General features: G+C 59.6%; 18 protein-coding genes and 1 pseudogene. 10 read left to right on the top strand and 9 right to left on the bottom strand.

Annotation, left to right across the window (positions count from 1 at the left end; all coding sequences use genetic code 11):
• Nucleotides 1-29: 29 nt before the first annotated feature.
• Nucleotides 30-1865, top strand: a complete 1836-nt coding sequence (locus ML_RS11955; RefSeq protein WP_010908841.1) for a DNA polymerase III subunits gamma/tau — start codon at nucleotides 30-32, stop codon at nucleotides 1863-1865.
• Here ML_RS11955 and ML_RS11950 read toward each other — a convergent pair.
• On the bottom strand, nucleotides 1862-3181 hold the full coding sequence (locus ML_RS11950; protein WP_041323340.1) for a class I SAM-dependent methyltransferase: 1320 nt from the start codon (nucleotides 3179-3181) through the stop codon (nucleotides 1862-1864). The two genes, ML_RS11955 and ML_RS11950, sit on opposite strands and share 4 nt — an antisense overlap.
• Complete coding sequence (locus tag ML_RS11945) at nucleotides 3178-4557, bottom strand: FAD-binding oxidoreductase (RefSeq protein WP_010908839.1); 1380 nt, start codon at nucleotides 4555-4557, stop codon at nucleotides 3178-3180. The genes ML_RS11950 and ML_RS11945 overlap by 4 nt, the downstream gene beginning before the upstream one ends.
• An 88-nt stretch (nucleotides 4558-4645) precedes the next feature.
• Between ML_RS11945 and ML_RS11940 the strand changes: the two genes are divergently transcribed.
• A complete protein-coding gene (locus tag ML_RS11940) occupies nucleotides 4646-5083 on the top strand; it encodes an SRPBCC family protein (RefSeq protein WP_010908838.1) in 438 nt (145 codons plus the stop codon).
• 15 nt (nucleotides 5084-5098) lie between these two features.
• Here ML_RS11940 and ML_RS11935 read toward each other — a convergent pair whose 3' ends face one another.
• Complete coding sequence (locus ML_RS11935; protein ID WP_049769878.1) at nucleotides 5099-5833, bottom strand: Rv3717 family N-acetylmuramoyl-L-alanine amidase; 735 nt, start codon at nucleotides 5831-5833, stop codon at nucleotides 5099-5101.
• Nucleotides 5834-5968: 135 nt separating this feature from the next.
• On the opposite strand from ML_RS11935, the gene ML_RS11930 reads away from it, so the two are divergent.
• Both ML_RS11930 and recR read left to right on the top strand, forming a co-directional pair.
• Entirely contained in the window at nucleotides 5969-6319 is a 351-nt protein-coding gene (locus tag ML_RS11930) for a YbaB/EbfC family nucleoid-associated protein (protein ID WP_010908836.1), read from the top strand.
• An 11-nt stretch (nucleotides 6320-6330) separates the two neighbouring features.
• On the top strand, nucleotides 6331-6942 hold the full coding sequence (gene recR, locus ML_RS11925; protein ID WP_010908835.1) for a recombination mediator RecR: 612 nt from the start codon (nucleotides 6331-6333) through the stop codon (nucleotides 6940-6942).
• Nucleotides 6943-7210: 268 nt separating this feature from the next.
• On the opposite strand, the gene ML_RS14450 is transcribed toward recR, so the two are convergent.
• From ML_RS14450 to ML_RS11910, 3 genes are all read right to left on the bottom strand, one after another.
• Nucleotides 7211-7471 carry a hypothetical protein gene (locus tag ML_RS14450; protein ID WP_156517092.1) on the bottom strand — a complete coding sequence of 87 codons (261 nt, stop codon included), beginning with the start codon at nucleotides 7469-7471 and terminating at the stop codon, nucleotides 7211-7213.
• 424 nt (nucleotides 7472-7895) lie between these two features.
• Nucleotides 7896-8603: a type 1 glutamine amidotransferase gene (locus ML_RS11915; RefSeq protein WP_041323333.1), complete on the bottom strand. Its 708-nt coding sequence runs from the start codon at nucleotides 8601-8603 to the stop codon at nucleotides 7896-7898.
• Entirely contained in the window at nucleotides 8596-9831 is a 1236-nt protein-coding gene (locus tag ML_RS11910) for a Mur ligase family protein (protein WP_010908833.1), read from the bottom strand. Before ML_RS11910 ends, ML_RS11915 begins: the two co-directional genes overlap by 8 nt.
• Before the next feature lie 144 nt (nucleotides 9832-9975).
• Here ML_RS11910 and ML_RS18205 point away from each other — a divergent pair.
• A pseudogene (locus ML_RS18205) lies at nucleotides 9976-10928 on the top strand (DEDDh family exonuclease).
• A gap of 180 nt (nucleotides 10929-11108) precedes the next feature.
• Here ML_RS18205 and leuA read toward each other — a convergent pair.
• Complete coding sequence (leuA, locus tag ML_RS11900; protein ID WP_231846813.1) at nucleotides 11109-12857, bottom strand: 2-isopropylmalate synthase; 1749 nt, start codon at nucleotides 12855-12857, stop codon at nucleotides 11109-11111.
• A gap of 92 nt (nucleotides 12858-12949) precedes the next feature.
• Here leuA and ML_RS16775 point away from each other — a divergent pair, with 92 nt between their 5' ends.
• Nucleotides 12950-13099, top strand: coding sequence for a hypothetical protein (locus tag ML_RS16775; RefSeq protein WP_156511813.1), 150 nt, complete (start codon nucleotides 12950-12952; stop codon nucleotides 13097-13099).
• A gap of 81 nt (nucleotides 13100-13180) precedes the next feature.
• Here the strand turns inward: ML_RS16775 and ML_RS17600 are convergent, their stop codons facing one another.
• On the bottom strand, nucleotides 13181-13315 hold the full coding sequence (locus ML_RS17600) for a hypothetical protein (protein WP_269147032.1): 135 nt from the start codon (nucleotides 13313-13315) through the stop codon (nucleotides 13181-13183).
• 312 nt (nucleotides 13316-13627) lie between these two features.
• On the opposite strand from ML_RS17600, the gene ML_RS11895 reads away from it, so the two are divergent.
• Genes ML_RS11895 through ML_RS11885 form a run of 3 tightly spaced genes read left to right on the top strand, consistent with a single transcriptional unit; the run spans nucleotide 13628 to nucleotide 17104 of the window.
• Entirely contained in the window at nucleotides 13628-14893 is a 1266-nt protein-coding gene (locus ML_RS11895) for an aspartate kinase (RefSeq protein ID WP_010908831.1), read from the top strand.
• Complete coding sequence (locus ML_RS11890; protein ID WP_010908830.1) at nucleotides 14893-15948, top strand: aspartate-semialdehyde dehydrogenase; 1056 nt, start codon at nucleotides 14893-14895, stop codon at nucleotides 15946-15948. Before ML_RS11895 ends, ML_RS11890 begins: the two co-directional genes overlap by 1 nt.
• Before the next feature lie 49 nt (nucleotides 15949-15997).
• Entirely contained in the window at nucleotides 15998-17104 is a 1107-nt protein-coding gene (locus ML_RS11885; protein WP_231846812.1) for a DUF4185 domain-containing protein, read from the top strand.
• A gap of 1072 nt (nucleotides 17105-18176) precedes the next feature.
• Here ML_RS11885 and ML_RS11880 read toward each other — a convergent pair.
• The gene (locus ML_RS11880; RefSeq protein WP_156517093.1) at nucleotides 18177-18317 is read right to left on the bottom strand and encodes an FAD-dependent oxidoreductase; all 141 of its coding nucleotides are present in this window, start codon (nucleotides 18315-18317) and stop codon (nucleotides 18177-18179) included.
• Nucleotides 18318-19784: 1467 nt separating this feature from the next.
• Between ML_RS11880 and ML_RS11875 the strand changes: the two genes are divergently transcribed.
• Nucleotides 19785-20420 (top strand): sensor domain-containing protein, encoded by a 636-nt coding sequence (locus tag ML_RS11875; RefSeq protein WP_162618340.1) that lies wholly within the window; start codon nucleotides 19785-19787, stop codon nucleotides 20418-20420.
• Nucleotides 20421-20617 lie beyond the last annotated feature (197 nt).

The raw sequence follows: 20617 nt of genomic DNA, 5'->3' as shown, positions 1-20617 counted from the left end.
TCGTCATTGGACCTGAGTAGCCTGCTGACGTGACTCTGTACCGCAAGTATCGACCGGCAGCTTTCGCTGAGGTGGTGGGGCAAGAACATGTCACCGAGCCGCTGTCTATCGCTTTGGAAGCCGGAAGGATCAACCATGCTTACTTGTTCTCCGGGCCGCGTGGCTGTGGAAAGACCTCTTCGGCGCGCATTCTGGCGCGGTCGCTTAATTGTGCGCAGGGGACCACGGCCACGCCGTGTGGTGTATGCGAATCATGCTTGTCTTTGGCGCCCAACGCGCCCGGCCACATCGACGTGGTGGAGCTTGACGCCGCCAGCCACGGCGGCGTGGACGACACTCGTGAGCTGCGCGACCGCGCGTTCTACGCGCCGGCCCAGTCACGGTACCGTGTGTTCATTGTCGACGAAGCGCACATGGTGACCACCGCCGGCTTTAACGCGCTACTCAAGATCGTCGAGGAACCGCCCGACCACTTGATCTTCATCTTCGCCACCACCGAGCCGGAGAAGGTGCTGCCGACGATTCGATCGCGCACCCATCATTACCCATTTAGGCTGCTGTCGCCACGCACCATGCGGGCTTTGGTCGGGCGCATCTGTGCGCAGGAGGGCGTCGTCGTCGACGATGCGGTGTACCCTCTGGTCATCCGGGCCGGTGGAGGTTCCCCCCGGGACACGCTGTCAGTGTTGGATCAGCTGGTGGCTGGCGCGGAAGGCGAGCACGTGACCTACCAGCGGGCGCTGAAGTTGCTAGGTGCCACCGACGTTGGACTTATAGACGACGCTGTCGATGCACTCGGGGCTCACGATGCGGCAGCATTGTTTGGTGCGGTCGAATCGGTGATTGATGCCGGCCACGATCCACGGCGTTTTGCTACTGATTTGCTAGAGCGATTCCGCGATCTCATCGTCCTGCAGGCGGTTCCTGATGCGGCAGCCCGTGGTGTGGTGGATGCTTCGGAGGATGTGTTAGACCGGATGCGGGAGCAAGCTGTCCGAATCGGACCGGCGACGTTGACCCGTTACGCCGAGGTGGTACACTCCGGGTTGGGGGAGATGCGTGGTGCAACGGCGCCGCGTCTGCTTCTCGAAGTGGTTTGCGCGCGGCTGTTGCTGCCTTCGGCCACGGACGCCGAGTCGGCATTGCTGCAACGGGTCGAGCGAATCGAGACCCGGCTGAACATGTCGATCCCCGCTGCCAGGGCAGCATACCCGCTTCAGTCAGCGCCCGCCGAGAAGGCTGCCCAACCTAGTCTCCCTCACCAGCCTTTCCTGGCTTCCCCGGATTCCCAGCCCGCTCCGGATGCTCAGTCTTCCAAACTGGCTACGCCACAGGCTGCCGCTGAACCAACCCCTGGCATGGGTGCACCCAATGCGGCCGCGGTACGAACCATGTGGTCGACGGTGCGTGAGAAGGTGCGCCAGCGCAGCCGCACTACCGAGGTGATGCTGGCGGGCGCGACCGTCCGCGCGGTTGAGGACAACACCTTGATTTTGACCCACGGATCGGCGCCACTGGCCAAGCGGCTGTCTGAACAGCACAACGTAGATGTTATCGCCGAAGCGCTCAAAGACGCGCTGGGTGTGAACTGGCGGGTGCGATGCGAGGCCGGCGTACCCGTGCCTGCTGTGGGTGCACTACCCGCTTGCGAGGGAATGGTTGCGCTGCCTACCCAGGAGAAAGTTCCTGTCCTTGACGTGGCTTCTGCCCAGCAGTATGAAGATGAGGGCATGCTAGCTGAACCCGGGCGTAGAGACCTGTCAGCACCGCGTCCCGACCTGGAAGAGGTTGCGCTCGAACTGTTGCAAAACGAACTGGGTGCCCGCCGTATCGATAAATGGCTGACTGACGCGGTTGAAGACTAAGGTGTCCACCAAGGCCGTGTCGGTAGGCTGTTGTCACCCCAGACGTCAACCTTTGTCGCCAGTATGTGATGCAGCTGGAGGTTGTTTTGTTCAAAAGCCACACGCGACGCCGCCATATACAAACCCCAGACCTTGGCTATGGGTAGGCCGACTTCGGCAACGGCGTCTTCCCAATGCTCGACCAGGTTGTGGCACCAGTCGCGCAGTGTCATCGCGTAGTGATGGCGGAAGTTCTCTTCGTGCAGCACTTCTAAACCGACCTCTTGGATTTCGGTGGTAATGCGTCCCGAGCCTGTTAGCTCCCCGTCGGGGAAGACGTAACGGTCGGTAAATCCACCGGCAAAGGAGGTCGACTTGTTGTCGCGTCGGGTTATGCAGTGATTAAGTAGCAAGCCGCCAGTGCGCAACTTCAACTTCAGAAAGTTGAAGTAGGCGGGGTAATTCTTGACACCGATGTGCTCGGTCAGTCCGATTGACGAAACGGCGTCGAATTCCGTCTCTCGTATGTCACGATAGTCGGAATACCGCACTTGTGCTATCTCTGCCAACCCTTCGTTGTCAATCGCTTTCCGAGCCCACTTCGCTTGTTCGGCTGACAGCGTCGCACCGATGACCCGGACCCCGCGGCGGGCGGCGTAGCGCACCATGCCGCCCCAGCCGCAGCCGACATCGAGCAGCCTGTCACCGGGCTGCAGCCGCAGCTTCTCGAAAATCAGCCTGTATTTGTTCTCCTGTGCCTCCTCTAACGTCGCTTCGGCATTCGGATAAACTGCGCAAGTGTATGTCATTGAGGGTCCGAGCACCCATTCGTAGAACCGGTTGGAAACGTCGTAGTGATGGCGGATGGCCTCGGCGTCACGAGTCTTGCTGTGCAGCAGGCCGTCAGTGATCCGGCGCCACCGAGGCGGTGTCTCCTGCGGAGGCGGTGCGATTGGCAGCAAATGCTCAACACCAAGCGAGCGGACGACACTGGCTAGTACGCGCAGTGACGGACGTTTGAATTGGACTCTGTCGGTCAGTGTTTTGAGCAGCGTGTAGGGATCACCGGGATGGACACCGCGGGCCTGCAGGTCACCGGCTACATATGCGCGCGCAATACCGAGTTCACCGGGAGCCGTGGCCAAGTAGGTGGCGCCGCGGGGGCTGCATAGATCCAGACCTATTTCGGCATCATCGTGGCCTGCGGTGCTGCCGTCATATGCGGTGAATTTCAGCGGTTGTTGCCCAGTTGCGGTCAAGATCCCCAGAATTTCGGCCATGGTCAGTTTGCCACTAGAAATTTGGGTGAAACGCTCGGAATCTTTGGTTGTGGTCATCGTCGTTGCACCACCTTTGCATAAAGGTCAAGGAGACGTGAATCAGGGTCATATATTTTCTTCACAGCATTGTAGGACTCTCCGCCGTAAAGCTCGTTAAATTCCTCACGGGTATAAAAGGAATCGGAATACAACGACTTGTGCCCATCGAGCGCACTGACCTTGGCCTCGATTGTCCTATTGGTCTCACCCTCGGTGGCGCCAGCCGGCACCGAGGACCAGAACCCAACGTTGACGTAGCTGTGGTCCGGTTGGATCGGATACAGCGGCCAACTGTTGTGGTCGCGAAGCCGCAACGGGCACAACCAGATCGGAGCAATGGGCACACTGCCTAGGAACCACTCCAAGAACTCGCAGGTCCGTTCGATCGGCAGCTCGACGTCCTGCACCACCCGCTCTCGCAGTGGACGGCCATTGCGCGCCTCGATCCGGTCAACGATGCCAAAGCGTCGGTCGGCAGCCATCAGCTTCCAATACACGCTACTACGCCGGTAGCGTCGCGGCCACCAGCGCCGCAGTTGCTGGTTCTGCGCGCCAAATGCGCGAGAGCACCAAAACCAGTCGGTGTCCCAGCGCCACACGTAGTCGTGGATCGTCAACCGGTCTTCTTTAACTTCGTTATCGTGTTGGATCGACCGGTAGTAGATGTGTTGTCCGGTGTAGTCGCTGACAGGTCCCGGGGTTGTGGTCCGTTTACCGATGCATAGGTAGCTTTCGTTAGCACTGAACACCACACCGTCCAGATAATCGACTGGGACGCCATCGTGTCCGCCGGTGTCGATGATGTTTTCCATCGCCGTGACCATCTCGGTCAACAAGTGAAATCGGATGTGTCGCAGTGCTACAAAGGGGGTTACAGGTTCCAGGGAGATCCGAAACCGTGTTGAATATCCTAACGTACCATAGGAATTGGGGAAGGCACGGTACAGGTCGCCGTGCTGGTTTGCAGATACTGTGAGCAATTCTCCAGCGCCGGTGAGGATATCCATTTCCAGCACCGATTCGTGTGGTAAGCCATTGCGAAACGAGGCCGATTCGATGCCCAGCCCGGTGACTGCACCGCCGAGGGTGATAGTCTTGAGTTGCGGAACCACCAGTGGCAAAAGACCGTAAGGCAAGGTTGCGGCTACCAGGTCCTCGTAGGTGCACATACCGGCCACGTCGGCGGTGCGAGCTTCGGTGTCGATACCTATGACACCGGTCAGCCCCGATGCATCCAAGCCGGGTGCATCGCGTTTAGCACGGGTGCGGAACAGGTTTGAGGTGGGCTTGGCGAGTCGTACGGGCGACGTGGCGGGGATAGATCTATAGCTCGCCACCAACCGCTTGACGCCAGATGTGTAGACAACCAGTGCAGATTCTTGGACAGACACCATATATATCCTAGTCTCCGACCACAATCCCCGAACCGGTCTTAATGGCCAAGTGCGGGGCATCGTAATCACAACAGAGGAGTCGCGCCTAATGGGACCGGTGAGCGCAGTCAGCACAATCTTGGTCAATGTTGAGCCCGTAGCCACGCTTGCTGCGGTAGCGGACTATCAGAAGATGCGCCCGAAAATTTTATCACCGCAGTATAACGAGTATCAGGTGGTGCAGGGCGGTCAAGGGCCGGGCACCGTCGTGAAGTGGAAGTTGCAGGTCACCAGATCACGTGTTCGCGATGTGCAGGTCAACGTTGATGTCGCTGGCCACACCGTCATTGAGAAGGATGCGAACTCGTCGATGGTAACTAGCTGGACGGTTGCTCCTGCGGGACCGGGATCCAGCGTGACGATGAAGACGGCCTGGACCGGTGCGGGCGGTGTCAAAGGCTTTTTTGAAAAGACCTTTGCGCCGCTGGGGCTTAAGAAGATCCAGGCCGAGGTGTTAGCTAACCTGAAGAACGAGCTGGAGCGCTAGTCCCACGGCGGGAGTTCAGCGCGCTCGGCTCTGGGTGGCAAGGAAGCCCTCGACGCCGCGGACCACGGCGTCGGCGTATTTCTTCCTGCCTTCTGACGACTCCATTAGTGCCGAGTCCGCTGGATTCTTCATGTTGCCCAACTCGATCAGGATCGACGAATATTGTGCCAGATTCAGGCCAGCCAAATCTGAGCGTCCGCACAGACCGCTCTGGCCAATGTAGTTAGCCGGAGGAATGCCCGAGGCCTGTAGCTGGTCGCGCATGATTCGGGCGAACTGCACCGATGGCCCGGCCTGCACCGGGTTGAGCGGCGGGGCAGAATAGATGACGTGAAAGCCCCGACCGGACGCCGGACCTCCGTCGCCGTGCAGGCTGACGGAGGCATTGGGGTGCAACGCATTGGCCATGTTGGCCCGTGCGTCTACGCACGGACCCAGCCCAGTGTCGTCTCCGCGTGACAGGGCGGTCCGCACACCCAGGCCGTCCAACGCGGCGCGCACCTGCAGTGCGGTGTCCCAGGTAAAGGTGTGCTCCGGATAGCCACTGTTCGTCGACGTGCCGCTGGCCTGGCAGTCTTTGGTGCCGCCACGACCGGTGGGTACCTGACGGCTGATGGATGCGTCATTGGAGCCGTTGTGGCCAGGATCGATGAACACGATCATGCCAGCTATATTGGCGGGATTAGAGGGATAGGCTACCGCGGTCGGGGTGATTGTCGTTAAGGCCGCTACTAATAGGCCTACGACCATTCGGAACCCGATACGGAGGCTAACTCGTGTGTTCACGGCGCAAAGATAGCCTGGTGCAGTCTAAACTCGAAATTTCAAATCGCCCTAATATCTGTAGGCGAAACCAATTCGAGACCAAGATGCGAGGGAGCTGTCATGCAACCCGGAGGTGATATGTCGGCGCTGCTCGCCCAGGCGCAGCAGATGCAGCAGAAGCTACTGGAAACCCAACAACAGCTCGCGAACGCGCAGGTGCATGGTCAGGGTGGTGGGGGCTTGGTCGAGGTCGTCGTCAAAGGCAGTGGAGAAGTGGTTAGTGTCGCTATCGATCCTAAAGTCGTCGACCCTGGCGATATTGAGACCTTGCAGGACCTGATCGTCGGCGCGATGGCTGATGCTTCTAAGCAAGTCACCAAACTGGCTCAGGAGCGTTTGGGAGCGTTGACCAGCGCCATGCGTCCGACGGCACCGCCACCGACCCCACCGACTTACATGGCAGGAACCTGAATTGCATCGACGTGTTTGAGGGGCCGGTCCAGAATCTGATTGACGAGCTTGGCAAGCTGCCTGGTATTGGACCTAAAAGCGCGCAGCGCATCGCCTTTCACCTGTTATCAGTGGAACCGCAAGATATCGACCGGTTGACAGCCGTGTTGGTAAAGGTTCGCGATGACGTGCGGTTCTGTACGGTGTGCGGCAATGTATCTGACGACGAGCGATGCAGAATTTGTTCTGATACCCGTCGAGATGCATCTGTGGTGTGCGTGGTTGAGGAACCGAAAGATGTCCAGGCCGTGGAGCGCACCCGCGAATTCCGCGGCCGCTATCACGTGTTGGGCGGTGCGCTTGATCCGCTATCCGGAATTGGTCCCGAGCAGCTGCGGATCCGCGAGTTGCTAAGCCGCATCGGTGAGCGGGTCGACGATGTGGGCATTACAGAGGTGATCATTGCCACCGACCCCAATACCGAGGGTGAGGCAACCGCCACCTATTTGGTTCGGATGCTGCGCGATATGCCCGGCTTGACCGTGACGCGGATCGCGTCCGGCTTGCCGATGGGCGGCGACCTGGAATTCGCCGACGAGCTGACACTCGGCCGTGCGCTGACCGGCCGGCGAACGATGGTCTGATTTCGGCGTTTCGCCGAAATCGACGTTTGCAGGTGCTTTCTCGGGTTTTATCTGCAAAACGTCGATCTGGGGAATGTCGATGGCGGTGTTAGCATGCTTGTCATGCGGAACGTCTTTATTAGCATGTGAGGTCATTAACGCTGGTCGGATGGCCATATATGAACTTCAGCACTGGCATTACGCGATCTACCCCGGCATTTACGTGCCGAGGTGTTCTGGCACCCACGCTGCGCGGCTGCGTTACCGGCGTCTGGCTGGCCTCGTGCGGTCAAAGGCTGTCCTTGCCGGCGCCGCTGCTTCCTCGATTGATTGTGCGCAGTGGGTGGACGACGGCTTTGCTGTCGAATTGATCGGGCCCAGCACCCGGCCACAACGCGGCCTTATCGTCTTGCAGCGAGGCCGTGGCCGACGACCAGATCAACCGTGTCGGCCCCCCGGGGCTGCCCGTCACTACGTTGGCCAGCACGGCGTATGACCGCGGTCGGCATCTGCTACGCTGGCAGGCGGTGGCGCGGCTCGACGCTCTCATGCGGGTAGACCCTGTTTTCGTGCGAAAATGTGCTGTTCTTTGCCAAGCGGTACTCGGATACACGACGGCTGCGCGCGGCGTTTGCGCTCGTCTATCCGGGCGCCGCTTCCCCCAAAGAGACTTGGTTGCGTTTGTGGTTGATCGACGTCAACCTGCCCGTTTCCACCGGGCAACCGGTGCAGGAGAACTGACGTCCGATAGGCGTATTTGATTATGGGCTGGGCGGGGTACAAGGTGGACGTTGAATATGGCGTTGACCACCATCACAGCGATTGTCCGCAATATACCTGCGTCCAGCGATGGCTACGCAAGTTGGAAGACTTAACTTGGGTCATTACGACGTAATTTCCCAAGACAAATCCAAACAAATCCAACGAAGTGTTGGTTCGGGGCCCAACACGCTGCTCGCCAGGGGTTGGAGGGCCTAACGAGCCGCCAGTCGCTCGCGGCGCAGCAACTCCACCTCGGGTAGCTCTAGTGGCGCCAGCTCACCTACCACTTTACTCAACAGTAGGTCGGCAAGTTCGGGGTTACGGGCCAGACATGGTCCGTGCATGTAGGTAGCCATCACACTGCCCTGAATGACGCCGTCGAAGTGGTCACCAACTCGGTTACCCGCTCCCTTGACCACTGCGCCTAGTGGCGTCGCAGCTGGGCCGAGCACGGTGCCACCGCGGTGGTTTTCGAAGCCGCTCAGGCGTTGGTTCAAGCTGGTCAGCAACGGCGTGCTGACCAGTTCGCCTATGGTGCGCACATCTTGCGGTGCGGTAGTCACATCCAGCAAACCCACCCCGTCGACTCGTTCCCTAGACGCTGTCTCGTACCATTGGCCGAGCACTTGTACAGCCGCACAAATCGCTAGCACGGGTGCGCCGTAACTGGCTGCATGCTGCAGGCCCGGATACCGCAGCAGGTGTCTTGTGGCCAGCCGCTGTGCGTAGTCCTCCGCGCCGCCTAGCGTGTACAGGTCCAGCGACTCGGGCACCGGATCGGCGAGCGTCAGCTCGACAATTTCGGCAGCGATGCCTCGCAACAGCAACCGTTGTCGCAGCACCACGGCGTTGCCGCCGTCGCCATAGGTGCCCATGACGTCGGGCAACACCAGCCCGATCCGCACTGTCGAGTCAGCCATGACGCGCCAACCTGCGTTGTAGCTGACGGAACGCGGTGTAGTTGGCGACGACCTCCACCTGCCCGGGTGGGCACGAGGCGATCGCGGCTACGGTGTCGTGCACCAGAGTGTGTTCCACGCCTGCATATCTCAGGCGCACAGCTAGGTCGGTGCCGCGTTCGCCAGCGGCTACCACGGGAATCTTCTCGAAGTGTTCGAAACGCACATCCCACAACCACGACAGGTCCTTGCCGTCGGGTACCTGCCCGTTGATCGAGATGACCACCCCGGCGGCCTGTGTGTCCACCATCGACAGCGCCTCCTGCCAGCCCGCCGGATTCTTAGCCAGCAAGATCCGGGTGGTGTGTTCGCCGATCCGTACGCTCCGGTATCGTCCGGCGACTTCGTCGACCTTGGACACTGCTGCTACTGCTGTTGTGGCGTCGGCACCTAGCATGACAGCAGTGGCCACCGCCTGGGCGGCGTTGCCGCGATTCACCGAGCCGGGCAGCGCCAGCCGCATCGGCAGCGCCAACTCATCGGGCCCATACAGGGTGTTGTCGTCGAACCACCAGTGTGGGCTGGGTCGCTTGAAATCAGCGCCGGTGGAATACCAATGTCTATTTTTGCGGACGATGACTTCGCCGCTGCGGGGGCAGCTGACTGAGTCGTTCGACCAGGTGCCGCCCGCGGCCACCCAAACCACGTTCGGACTGTCGTAGGCGACTGAGGTCATCAGCACGTCGTCGCAATTGGCGATGACGACTGCCGTCGGGTGCCGGGCCAGGCCGGTGCGCAGCGTGCGTTCGATCACGTTGATCTCGCCCACGCGGTCCAGCTGATCACGAGACAGGTTGAGCAGTACGACGATGTGAGGCGTGAGGGCATCGGCGACGCGCGGCACATGCATCTCGTCGACCTCGAGTACTGCGAGTGTGGCGGCACGATTCGCAGCTAGCGCGGCCACTAGGCCAGCGTCCATGTTGGCGCCTTCAGCATTGGTCGCCACTGAGCCAGGGGCCAGTGTGCTCAACGCATCCACAGTCATCCGGGTGGTCGTTGATTTGCCGTTGGTGCCGGTGACGACGATGGTGCGCCGGCCCGCTCCCAGCTGGCTGAGAATTGAGCGGTCCAAGGTTATCGCTACCAGGCCGCCGATCATTGTCCCAGCTCCGCGTCCGGTAATGCGTGATGTCCACCGCGCGCTTGCTCCGGCGGCCAGGGCTAGACGTGCGCGGACGGTAAACACCCGTGCAGTTTAGGGCGATCGTAAGCGCGGCGCTTGCGCTGGGTGCAGCGGGTCGCCCTCATATAGTGGCAGGCCTACACGACGTGCAACGACATTGGTGATGTCGACTGGACATGCAATCCTGCAGTTAACGAACCCGACGCTTTGGGGTCAGCCAGCGAGCCGAACGCGGGTTGGGCAGTCCTCGTAGGACAGGTCGAGCCGTCGGGTTTTCGTCCGGGTCTGACCCGGATAATCAGCCTTGCTATACTCGGCCTCGATGTCGACAGACGCGTGGAGTGGTCCCTGGTCAGCCTGCTCAATATCGGGTCCCACCCACGTACATGGCCTGACGGCCGTCATGCTCTCGAAGGTCAGCTTCAATTTACCGGCATTGTCGGTGACGTGTCCGAGATGTTGCTCGGCCGCACGCTGGTGGCGCACAATGCTGCGTTTGCCTACGCATTTTTCGCCGCGGAGGCCGAGATCCTGGAGCCGAACTCCTCGTCGACAGTGCCATGTGCACGATCTAGCTGGTCCGGCGGCTAGGCCTGAGGATCGGATAATCTGCTCTTGGAAACATTCGTGGTGCACTGGGGCATCCTCCAGAAACGGTCGCATCATGCCTTCGACGAGGCAATGGTTTTTTGACCGGGGTGCTGGCTGTGGCGCTCAAGCGGGTGCGCCAACTCGACGTGTGACTTCCGGTGACTCGGCGCCGCTGGCCCAACGGCCGGCTGGCTCACGACGGGCTGCGACCGTTAAAGGCGCTGGTTGCCCGTATGTCGTGTCCGTATCTCAACCTGGGGAGATACCGTTGGCGAGGTAGATCGCTGGCCCAGGGCATGCGGGTGGACCTGGCGGCCGAGTTGGCACGTACCCACGAGGAACTCGTCGGGTGAATCCTGCACGCCGGGCTGGCCTACTGTGAGGCCGTTGACCGTGAAACGTCGCTGGTGATTTGCAACGAAGCCGCTCCCGCGCAGGGCAAAGGTTATCTCGCCAGGCAATTGGGTGTGCCGGTGGTTTCTGGGTAGTAATTCATGGACTACGTTCGCGCTGTCATCTGTAGTATTTTCCTGAATGAATTCACTAGCGCCGAGGCTACCGACGAGTAATTCACGCTGTTTTTTGATGAGTTAGATAACCCGGAGTCAGCCTGCTGCTGAGGCCGCTCGTGTCCGATATACTTTTTTTCGCCGAGCAGACCGACTGGCCCGGATGGGCCAGGCACGCCGATGACAAATGGAGCCTTGGGCGGGGAGGTGCCGCCGAGGACGGTGTCTCTGACTAAAGTCCTAGCGGGGCATTGCCCTGTTGACCGCTGAGACGACGGCACGTAGCGACGCTGTGGTGATCGACGGTGCAATGCCCACACCCCATGCTGTGTGCCCATGTACCGATGCCTCGACGTAAGCAGCAGCCTGCGCGTCGTCGCCGGCGTTCATCGCGTGTTCGGAATAATCCAGAACGGCTACCTGCAAGCCGACGTGGCCCAGTGCGTCGATGAAAGCGGCCAGTGGGCCGTTGCCGACTCCGCTGATTTCGGTCTCTTCACCGTTGATCTTGACGGTAGCGGCAATACTGGTGCTGCCGCCGTCTTCCTCTGCGGCATTGACCCGCTGCTTTATGCGTTCCAGCGGCTGCACCGGTGAGAGGTACTCCTCGAAGAACACGTCCCACATCTCCGTGGGTGTGATCTCGCCTCCTTCGCCCTCACTGATTTTCTGGATCGCTCGAGAAAACTCGATCTGCAGCCGTCGCGGCAGTTCAAGACCGTGGTCGGCCTTCATGATGTAAGCCACGCCGCCCTTACCAGACTGCGAGTTGACCCGGATCACCGCCTCGTAGGTGCGGCCGACGTCGCGCGGGTCGATCGGCAGGTACGGTACTTGCCACAGGATGTCGTCGACATCGGAGTCGGCGGCGTCCGCATCGATCTTCATCTGGTCCAGGCCCTTGTTGATGGCATCCTGGTGGCTGCCAGAGAACGCGGTGTACACGAGGTCTCCCCCGTAGGGGTGACGTTCGTGCACCCGCAGCTTGTTGCAGTACTCCACCGTTCGCCGGATCTCATCGATATTGGAGAAGTCGATCTGGGGATCCACACCGCGGGAAAACAGGTTCAGTCCCAACGTTACCAGGCACACGTTGCCGGTGCGTTCCCCGTTGCCGAACAGGCAGCCCTCGATTCTGTCGGCACCGGCGTGATAGCCCAATTCGGCTGCGGCGACAGCGGTTCCGCGGTCGTTGTGTGGATGCAGGCTCAGGATGACGGACTCTCGGTTGGCCAGATTGCGGCTCATCCACTCGATCGAGTCAGCGTAGACATTGGGGGTGGCCATCTCCACGGTGGCAGGCAGGTTAAAGATGATCGGGTTGTCCGGTGTCGGTTGAATGACTTCACCGACGGCGTCGCACACCTGTTTGGCGTATTCCAGCTCGGTCCCGGTATAGGATTCCGGTGAATACTCGAATCGCCAGTGCGTGCCCGGGTACTTGAACGCCTCTTCGACACACTTACGAGCACCGTCGGTCGCGATAGCCTTTACCGTGGCTTGGTCGGCGCGAAAAACCACGCGGCGCTGCAGAATTGACGTTGAGTTGTAGAAGTGCACTATAACCCGCGACGCGTTTTCGCAGGCTTCGAAGGTGCGCTCAATCAGTTCCGGTCGGCATTGGGTCAGAACCTGGATGGTGACGTCGTCCGGAATAGTGCCGTCGGTGATGATCTCGCGGACGAAGTCGAAGTCAGTCTGGCTGGCCGACGGGAATCCGACCTCGATCTCCTTGTAGCCCATGCGAACCAGCAGGTCGAACATGCGGCGTTTGCAGATTGGGCTCATCGGGTCGATCAGCGCTTGGTTGCCGTCCCGCAGATCCACCGCACACCACAGAGGCGCGCAATCAATGACGCGGTCGGGCCAGGTGCGGTCAACTAGCCGGATAGGCTCGACTTCCTTGGCGAACGGCCGGTACCGGAAGACTGGCATCGATGTAGCTCGTTGGGGATTCCACTGGGGTTGGCCGGGACTGGGCGGGCCCATGGGTTTGGTGATGGAGGGTGCCGATTTATAGGCATCTGCTGGATCCTGGCTCAAAGACTCAGAAAAGCTGGCCACAATAATTGCTCCGGGATGTGAGAAGGAACCTCAGACCGGCGCATAGTGAACTTCCACAACGGGCAGCCGGTCTGGGATCAGACCCCGTCGCGGCGTTCGAGGAGGAGTACCTGCTGCACGATCTGAACTATACTGCGATCGGCGTCGCTGCCAAAATTACAGGCTGAGCTTCGGTCTGTGCACCAGGTCTGAGCCGTAGGCACTGGGGTCGGATCAGCTTGCCTTACAGTCGCTCGTTGGTGTCGGCGTTACCCCTGTGCCGCGCACACCGACGAGCCGATACCCTGTAAATCCTGTGCCGCTGCCAGCACTAACTCCGGGCCGTGACCACAAACGACATGTGCTGCGTCCCCGCCAAGCAGGATCTGGCGATTTCCCGCCACCAGAGAATCGGCGACGTATCGTGGTCGCCGGGGTGTCTGTAGATTTTCCGCTCAAGTAACCTGATAGTACGTCGATTAAATTTAATAGGTTCTAAAAGGGGTTTCAGGCTCAGCCGGCCAATCTTGTTGACATCGCCAGCTTGCTACATAACTATGCTGGCTTTCATCCGCTGCTAGGTGCCGGTAAGCGACCGGTGCTCGACGCATTGGTGTGCATCGTCGCAGTGCCAGCCCCACGTATTCTGTTTTGGACCTAACTAGCCAGGTATATAACCAGAAAGGCAGGTATATAACCAGAAAGGCAGTGCAACAGTGGCGCTTGTCGTGCAGAAGTATGGTGGATCCTCGGTGGCCGACGCCGATCGGATTCGCCGTGTTGCTGAGCGCATCGTTCAGACCAAAAAACAGGGCAATGACATCGTTGTGGTGGTTTCCGCAATGGGCGACACCACCGACGACCTGCTAGACCTAGCGCAGCAGGTATGCCCGGAGCCGCCGGCCCGCGAGTTGGACATGCTGCTGACCGCGGGGGAGCGCATCTCCAATGCGCTGGTGGCCATGGCTATCGAATCATTCGGTGCCCAGGCACGCTCGTTCACCGGTTCGCAAGCTGGCGTTATCACCACCGGCACCCACGGCAACGCCAAAATCATCGATGTCACCCCGACCCGGCTGCAGTTCGCGCTCGACGAGGGGCGAATTGTGTTGGTCGCCGGATTCCAGGGCGTCAGCCAAGACACCCGCGATATCACCACGCTGGGTCGCGGCGGCTCGGACACCACCGCAATTGCCATGGCCGCGGCATTAGGCGCCGATGTATGCGAGATCTACACCGACGTGGACGGTATCTTCAGCGCCGACCCACGGGTCGTGCACAACGCCCGCAAGCTCGACACCGTGACCTTCGAGGAGATGCTCGAGATGGCGGCTTGCGGCGCTAAGGTGCTTATGTTGCGCTGCGTGGAATACGCACGCCGCCACAACATTCCGGTGCACGTCCGATCGTCGTATGCGGACAAACCAGGCACCGTCATCGTTGGATCGATCAAGGACGTACCTATGGAAGACCCCATCCTGACCGGAGTTGCGCACGATCGCAGCGAGGCCAAGGTGACCATCGTCGGGATACCCGACATCCCGGGTTACGCGGCCAAAGTGTTTCGCGCTGTCGCCGACGCTGATGTGAACATTGATATGGTGTTGCAAAACGTATCCAAGGTCGAAGACGGCAAGACCGATATCACTTTCACCTGCTCCCGCGATAGCGGGCCCATCGCGGTGGCCAAGCTGGGCTCGCTCAGAGACGAGATCGGCTTCACCCAGCTGCTCTATGACGATCACATCGGCAAGGTATCGTTGATCGGAGCCGGCATGCGCAGTCACCCTGGGGTCACGGCGACCTTCTGCGAAGCGCTGGCTGCTGTTGGGGTCAACATCGAGCTCATCTCCACCTCGGAAATCCGGATATCGGTGCTGTGCCGCGATACCGAACTAGACAAGGCCGTCTTTGCGTTGCATGAGGCGTTTGGACTCGGTGGCGAGGACGAGGTGACGGTGTACGCGGGGACGGGGAGGTAATGGCTACCAGAGGTTTGGCAATCGGGGTAGTGGGTGCCACTGGCCAAGTCGGCCACGTGATGCGCACACTGCTCGAACAGCGCGATTTCCGGGCCGATTCCGTGCGTTTTTTTGCCTCAGCTCGGTCGCAGGGTCGTAAGTTGGCCTTCCGCGGTCAGAAAATCGAGGTGGAAGACGCTGAGACGGCCGACCCCACCGGTCTAGACATCGCGTTGTTCTCTGCCGGTGCATCCATGTCTCGGGTGCAGGCGCCGCGCTTCGCCGCCGCTGGAGTGACGGTAATCGACAATTCGTCGGCGTGGCGCAGGGATGCGCAAGTGCCGCTGGTGGTGTCCGAGGTGAACTACAACAGGGATGTCCGGGACGCTTTTCCGCTGCCCAAGGGCATCATTGCTAACCCCAACTGCACCACCATGGTCTCGATGCCGGTGCTCAAGGTGCTGCACGACGAAGCTCAGTTGTTGCGCATGGTGGTGTCGTCGTATCAAGCGGTCTCTGGCAGTGGTCTGGCTGGGGTAGCCGAGCTGGCCGCTCAGGTGCGTGCGGTTATCGACGTTGCTGAGCAACTAATACACGACGGTGGTGTCGTGCAATTCCCCGCGCCCAGCAAGTATGTAGCGCCGATAGCCTTCAACGTGGTGCCCCTGGCCGGATCGCTGGTGGACGACGACTCAGGAGAGACGGATGAGGACCAGAAGCTGCGCTTTGAGAGCTGCAAGATTCTGGGCATTCCCGACCTATTGGTTAGCGGTACCTGTGTTCGGGTTCCGGTGTTCACTGGGCATTCGCTGTCGATCAATGCCGAATTCGCCCGGCCACTGTCGCCGCAACGAGCCCGCGACCTGCTGGGCGGTGCTCCGGGCGTGAAGCTGGTCGATGTGCCGACGCCGTTGGCTTCCGCTGGTGTCGACGAATCACTGGTCGGCCGCATCCGGCGCGACCCGGGGGTACCCGACGGGCGTGGCTTGGCACTGTTCGTCTCTGGTGATAATTTGCGCAAAGGCGCGGCGCTCAATGCGATCCAGATCGCCGAGTTGCTAGCCACGCAGCTATGATCCACGGGTGAGTTTTGCCCGGCTCGTGGAGTGCTCGTGGTATGCCGCTTTGTGTTTGTTTGTCGCACAGGCTTTTTCGGTTGCTTCTTGGATAGCGCATGCCGATCCACCCGCGCCAGTACCAGAGCCGATTCTGCAGCCGCTGGTGCCGGGTCAAGTGTTGCGGATCGGTCCGATGGCGGGCACAGGAACCCGCACCGGTGACTACGGCATCGGCGCCACCGACTTGTGCGAGTTCATCGAGTTCCCCGCCGAGCTTTTGCAGATTTGTGGTGACAGCTTTGCTGGCCAGGGGGTAGGTTTCGGTGGTTGGTACTCACCGGTCGCCCTGCACGTGGACACTGCGTCAGTCGACGACCCGACCGGGGTGCGTTACATCGGCGTCACCGGTGTCGATAAGCCGTTGCTGGCCGACCCCGCACCTCCGGGAGATTCACAGCTGCCTGCTGGCGTGGTGCAGATCAACCGGCACAACTACCTGATGGTGACTACGACCAAAAACCTGGAGCCACAGGACTCACGGCTGGTCACGGCTGAGCCCGCGCGTGTCGGTTGGCAGACTGTCCCAGGATCGCGACGCGCCGCGACCTCCCAGGACAGCCGGCAGACCCAGATCAGCGGGTACTACGATCCGATCCCTACCCCCGACTCGTCGAGCGGGTGGGTGTACATCGTGGCCAACAGTTTCACCCGCAGAGATTCCGTGCAGCTCTTCCGGGTCACACCGCAAACGTTCACCGACCGGTCTCGGTGGCAGGGTTGGGCGGCTGGACCTGATGGTGGTTGGAACAAGCCTCCGACACCTCTCTGGCCTGACAAGGTTGGCGAGATGTGCATTAAGCAGATAGGCGGCCAGGCCGTGCTGTCCTATTTCAACGCCACTACTGGCAATATGGAGGTCCGAGTTGCCGCCGACCCGACGTTGCTGGGCACCTCCCCGGTGACTACAGTGGTGCAACACGATGAGTGGCCCGATCCGGCGGAAAGCCTGCCGCCTCCGTACGACAATCGGCTCGCCCAACCGTATGGCGGGTACATCTCACCCGGTTCCACCCTCGATGAACTGCGGATCTTCGTTAGCCAGTGGGACACCCGTGCACGGGTGAGTGAGCTGTACCGGGTGATCCAATTCGCGGTCAACCCGTTAAAACCCTGATCAGGAGCCTAGACTGCGCGTCCCGCCACCGCATGAGCTGCGGTGTGTCCAGTCTGTATGGCCTCGTCAAAATAGGCCGTCCATTTAGGGGACTTTCGTATCAGCTCAGTGAATATGGCCCACAGATTCGGCTATGGCTGGGCCGTAAGTGGTAAATATATTGGGGTAGAATACAGCGTTGAAAGCTTCTTCAGTCCATTTCTCACTGGTCTAATTTGTTTCGATGAATTGGATCGGGCGCATCGCTTTTTTGCCGAAATACCTGGCTAGGTCCGAGGGTACTGTTTATTTTATGGGTGTCGTCGGATTCATTTATTAACCGGCTGGTGGCATGCCCAACGACGAAGTTAATCAAAATTCCTGGGATACCTCTAGGCTAAGAGCTGTATGCTGTTTGTACGACGATTTGATCACTCACAGTTGCTCTGCTGAGCCCTTTCGTGCACCTCGGGTAAATGGAGGCATATTTGATAACCGATCCCATTGGAGCTATTGGATACGACGAGTGGGTAGTGGCGGACTGTAATCAATCGCTCCGACTAAAATATGAGGAATTGCGACTATCACAAAGTTCTTTCAGTAAATCACCATAGCTAGTAGTGACGGTCGCTCCGCGGGTGTCCTGCACGATTAGGAGGGTGGGTTGTTCAAGAAGTATGCGCTCCGGTGGTGAATCAGTTTGCTGACCTGCCGCTCCTCTAAAGAGCCACTATTCTGGTTTCTTCTCTTGCTGGGGCTCGCTGCGTAGGGTGCGAGAATAAACAGCACTGATACAATGGCCAGCGCGACGCTTTCTTGATCGAGTGTTCAGTTGGTAACACAGAAACCGGAGAAACCGGGGCGTGGTGGTAACGGCGAGCTAGCTGCTGACGGTCAGCAACGTCGGCTGACGAGCTTGCTGGTGATGTTTTGGTCGGTGGCAAGCTGCCATCGACGGTCGACAAGGGGCCATTGCACCAGACGATAGTGTGTGTCCCACATCGTGGTAATCGAAATGCATGACACCCAGTGACTCGGCGAGCGAGAGAATACCGCTTTGGGTGGGCCCGCTAGATTGATCGCCGATGTCAATTTAACCGCCGCTGATGACAGGCTTGCGAACCATTCGACCACCTACCCGATGACGCGCCTCCAGAAACTTACCTTGTTGGATTAGCGCACGGGCCGCACACAGCCCGGATAGGTCTGCGCCGACCATGATCAGGTCGGCCATGGAAACATCAGTTTGTCCACCGAAACCCAGCCAGGGCCCCGGACGTGGTTGTGCACCCTTATCCTGGCCCGCAGCTTTCGATGACTCGCTATGGCGTGTTTGCGGGCCATGACAACCTGGATTGCGGGCCAGCTGCTGCCGACAAAGAATCACCTCCGCGGGTAAAATACCCCCACCTCGCGGATTCGCTGCACTCCATGAAGCGAATTACACCTTCGCCCGACGCTACCAGATGCCCGCCAAGGAGGCCAGAGGACACAAAGTCAAAACCACCATACGTGTCTGGAACACATCCTGACGCCTCCGCACTCCATTACCTGATCTCAGGAGTCTAGCTGCGCTTCGGCGAATTGCGTCACTTGGGTATCGACCGACAGACCGGTCAGTCTTTTCGTTGGCAGCCACGGCCGCCTTGGCGGCAGCCTTACGTACGGAGAGACGACGAGACTTCGGCTTGTGGTTCGCTGCTATAGGCCAGACCACCGACAAGACAAACAACGTTATTTCATGCTTGTGCCGGCGCATCGCCTACTATGGCAGATCGGACAGCTGAATTTCGGTATCCGCCGTCCCGGCAGCGCTGTGGCTTTGGCGGTTGTTCCAGGTAATGAGGTTGCGGGGGCTCACAGCTTCTACACAAGTAACGCCAAGCTGAAACTATTGTTTACTCCGGCATTATGCGTCTCATGAGTGGAACATCTGAAACCTCAACCGTGCGGACTTCGACTGCAACAGCACCGGCGCCCCCTGGAGCAGAGGTGCCATTATTACAAAACCCCCAGGTCTTCTATAACCCCGGCCCGGGTCGCTATCGTCGCCGTGACGTGTTCTTCTTGGCTGCCGTGATCGTGGGGTCTCCACCATCCCTGCCATTACCGCTATGAACACGGCATGTTCAAACCCTGGGGGACCTCCCGATCCGTGTGTCATGCCGGGGTACTTTGGGCACAGGGTGGTCCTGGTCAATCGCTAACGAGCACGCCTTTCAGCACGGCCTTAGCGTTTACTCGTACGGGACGTCGAACAGAAATTATTGAGTCTGGCGCACCTGCCCGGCCTGGCACAGCCCGCGTGGAAGGGTATAGTTTTGCGTGGAAGGGTATAGTTTTGAGAGTGTGTGACGGCCACTCGCGTTCCGATTATCGAAGCTGGTGGTCGCGTTACGAAATGATAGATTACCATGCCGCTTCGCGATTTCCGTGAATCCGTCCGGCTTGGGTCTAGGTGCTCAACTCTCACGGCGGTACCCGGGACGATCCGTCGTGCGCCGCTGAGGACGGTAGTTCTTGATGATATTCGCTGTGCAGCGTCGGGCTGGCATGATCGAGATCCATGACAATCGAAGTCCGTTACATCACGGAATCCACAGCGACTGTCGGCCGCCGCGATGACCGCCGGAAGTCAGTGGATGGCTTTTATCATTCTCGATGTCTCGGCCATGGTGCAGCTGGGCTGGTGAGCTGGGTGATAAGGATATCAGCTGTGGTGATGAGTGTCGGTTTGGGCCTGGGGGTACCTGTCGCGAGTGCGCGCCCCTCTGAACCGGGAGTGGTGTCATACGCGGTCCTCGGCAAGGGCTCGGTGGGCAATATCATCGGTCGACCCATGGGGTGGGAGTCGCTATTAACCGAGCCGCTGCAGGCGTACTCGGTAGATCTACCGATGTGTAACAACTGGGCGGACATCGGGTTGCCTGAGGTGTACCATGATGTTGACTTAGCGTCGTTCAACGGAGCTATTACCCAGACGTCCGCTAATGACCAGACGCATTTTGTCAAGCAGGCGGTCGGGGTATTTGCTACCAATGACGCTGCGGTACGGGCCTTTCATCGGGTCGTGGACCGGACCGTAGGTTGCTCGGGACAGACCACTGCGATGCACCTGGATAACGGAACAACCCAGGTCTGGTCGTTTGTGGGTGGCACGCCGACCTATGCCGATGCGAATTGGACTAAGCAGGAGGCGGGAACCGATCGTCGGTGTTTCGTACAAACCCGGCTGCGTGAAAACGTGTTGCTGCAGACGAAAGTTTGCCAACCTGGCAACGCCGGTCCTGCGGTCAACGTGCTGGCCGGGGCGATGCAGAACGCACTGGGTCAATAGCGTGGGAGAATGTGGGTACCCACGTACGGCGGGGCGGGTGACCATAAAGTACCGAAATACCGAATATGTTGGGGCACTATGCATGACGAAAAAATAGGGTGGCGGCTTTCGTTCCGATAACTGTGTAACAAGCGGTCCGCGAGATTTGCTCAGTCCCGGAGAGTATTATAATACCCCGATAGCTAGTGTTTGGCTGC

The organism is Mycobacterium leprae TN, assembly GCF_000195855.1.
GTDB lineage: Bacteria > Actinomycetota > Actinomycetes > Mycobacteriales > Mycobacteriaceae > Mycobacterium > Mycobacterium leprae.
The sequence above is the reverse complement of the archived record's forward strand: the minus strand, read 5'-3'. Positions and strand labels throughout refer to the sequence as shown.

Coding starts and splice junctions, on each gene's coding strand:
- ML_RS11950 (WP_041323340.1), bottom strand. CDS start 3,181: ATGACCACAACCAAAGATTCCGAGCGTTTCACCCAAATTTCTAGTGGC.
- ML_RS11945 (WP_010908839.1), bottom strand. CDS start 4,557: ATGGTGTCTGTCCAAGAATCTGCACTGGTTGTCTACACATCTGGCGTC.
- ML_RS11940 (WP_010908838.1), top strand. CDS start 4,646: ATGGGACCGGTGAGCGCAGTCAGCACAATCTTGGTCAATGTTGAGCCC.
- ML_RS11935 (WP_049769878.1), bottom strand. CDS start 5,833: ATGGTCGTAGGCCTATTAGTAGCGGCCTTAACGACAATCACCCCGACC.
- ML_RS11930 (WP_010908836.1), top strand. CDS start 5,969: ATGCAACCCGGAGGTGATATGTCGGCGCTGCTCGCCCAGGCGCAGCAG.
- ML_RS14450 (WP_156517092.1), bottom strand. CDS start 7,471: ATGAGAGCGTCGAGCCGCGCCACCGCCTGCCAGCGTAGCAGATGCCGA.
- ML_RS11915 (WP_041323333.1), bottom strand. CDS start 8,603: ATGGCTGACTCGACAGTGCGGATCGGGCTGGTGTTGCCCGACGTCATG.
- leuA (WP_231846813.1), bottom strand. CDS start 12,857: ATGGGCCCGCCCAGTCCCGGCCAACCCCAGTGGAATCCCCAACGAGCT.
- ML_RS11890 (WP_010908830.1), top strand. CDS start 14,893: ATGGCTACCAGAGGTTTGGCAATCGGGGTAGTGGGTGCCACTGGCCAA.
- ML_RS11880 (WP_156517093.1), bottom strand. CDS start 18,317: ATGGCCGACCTGATCATGGTCGGCGCAGACCTATCCGGGCTGTGTGCG.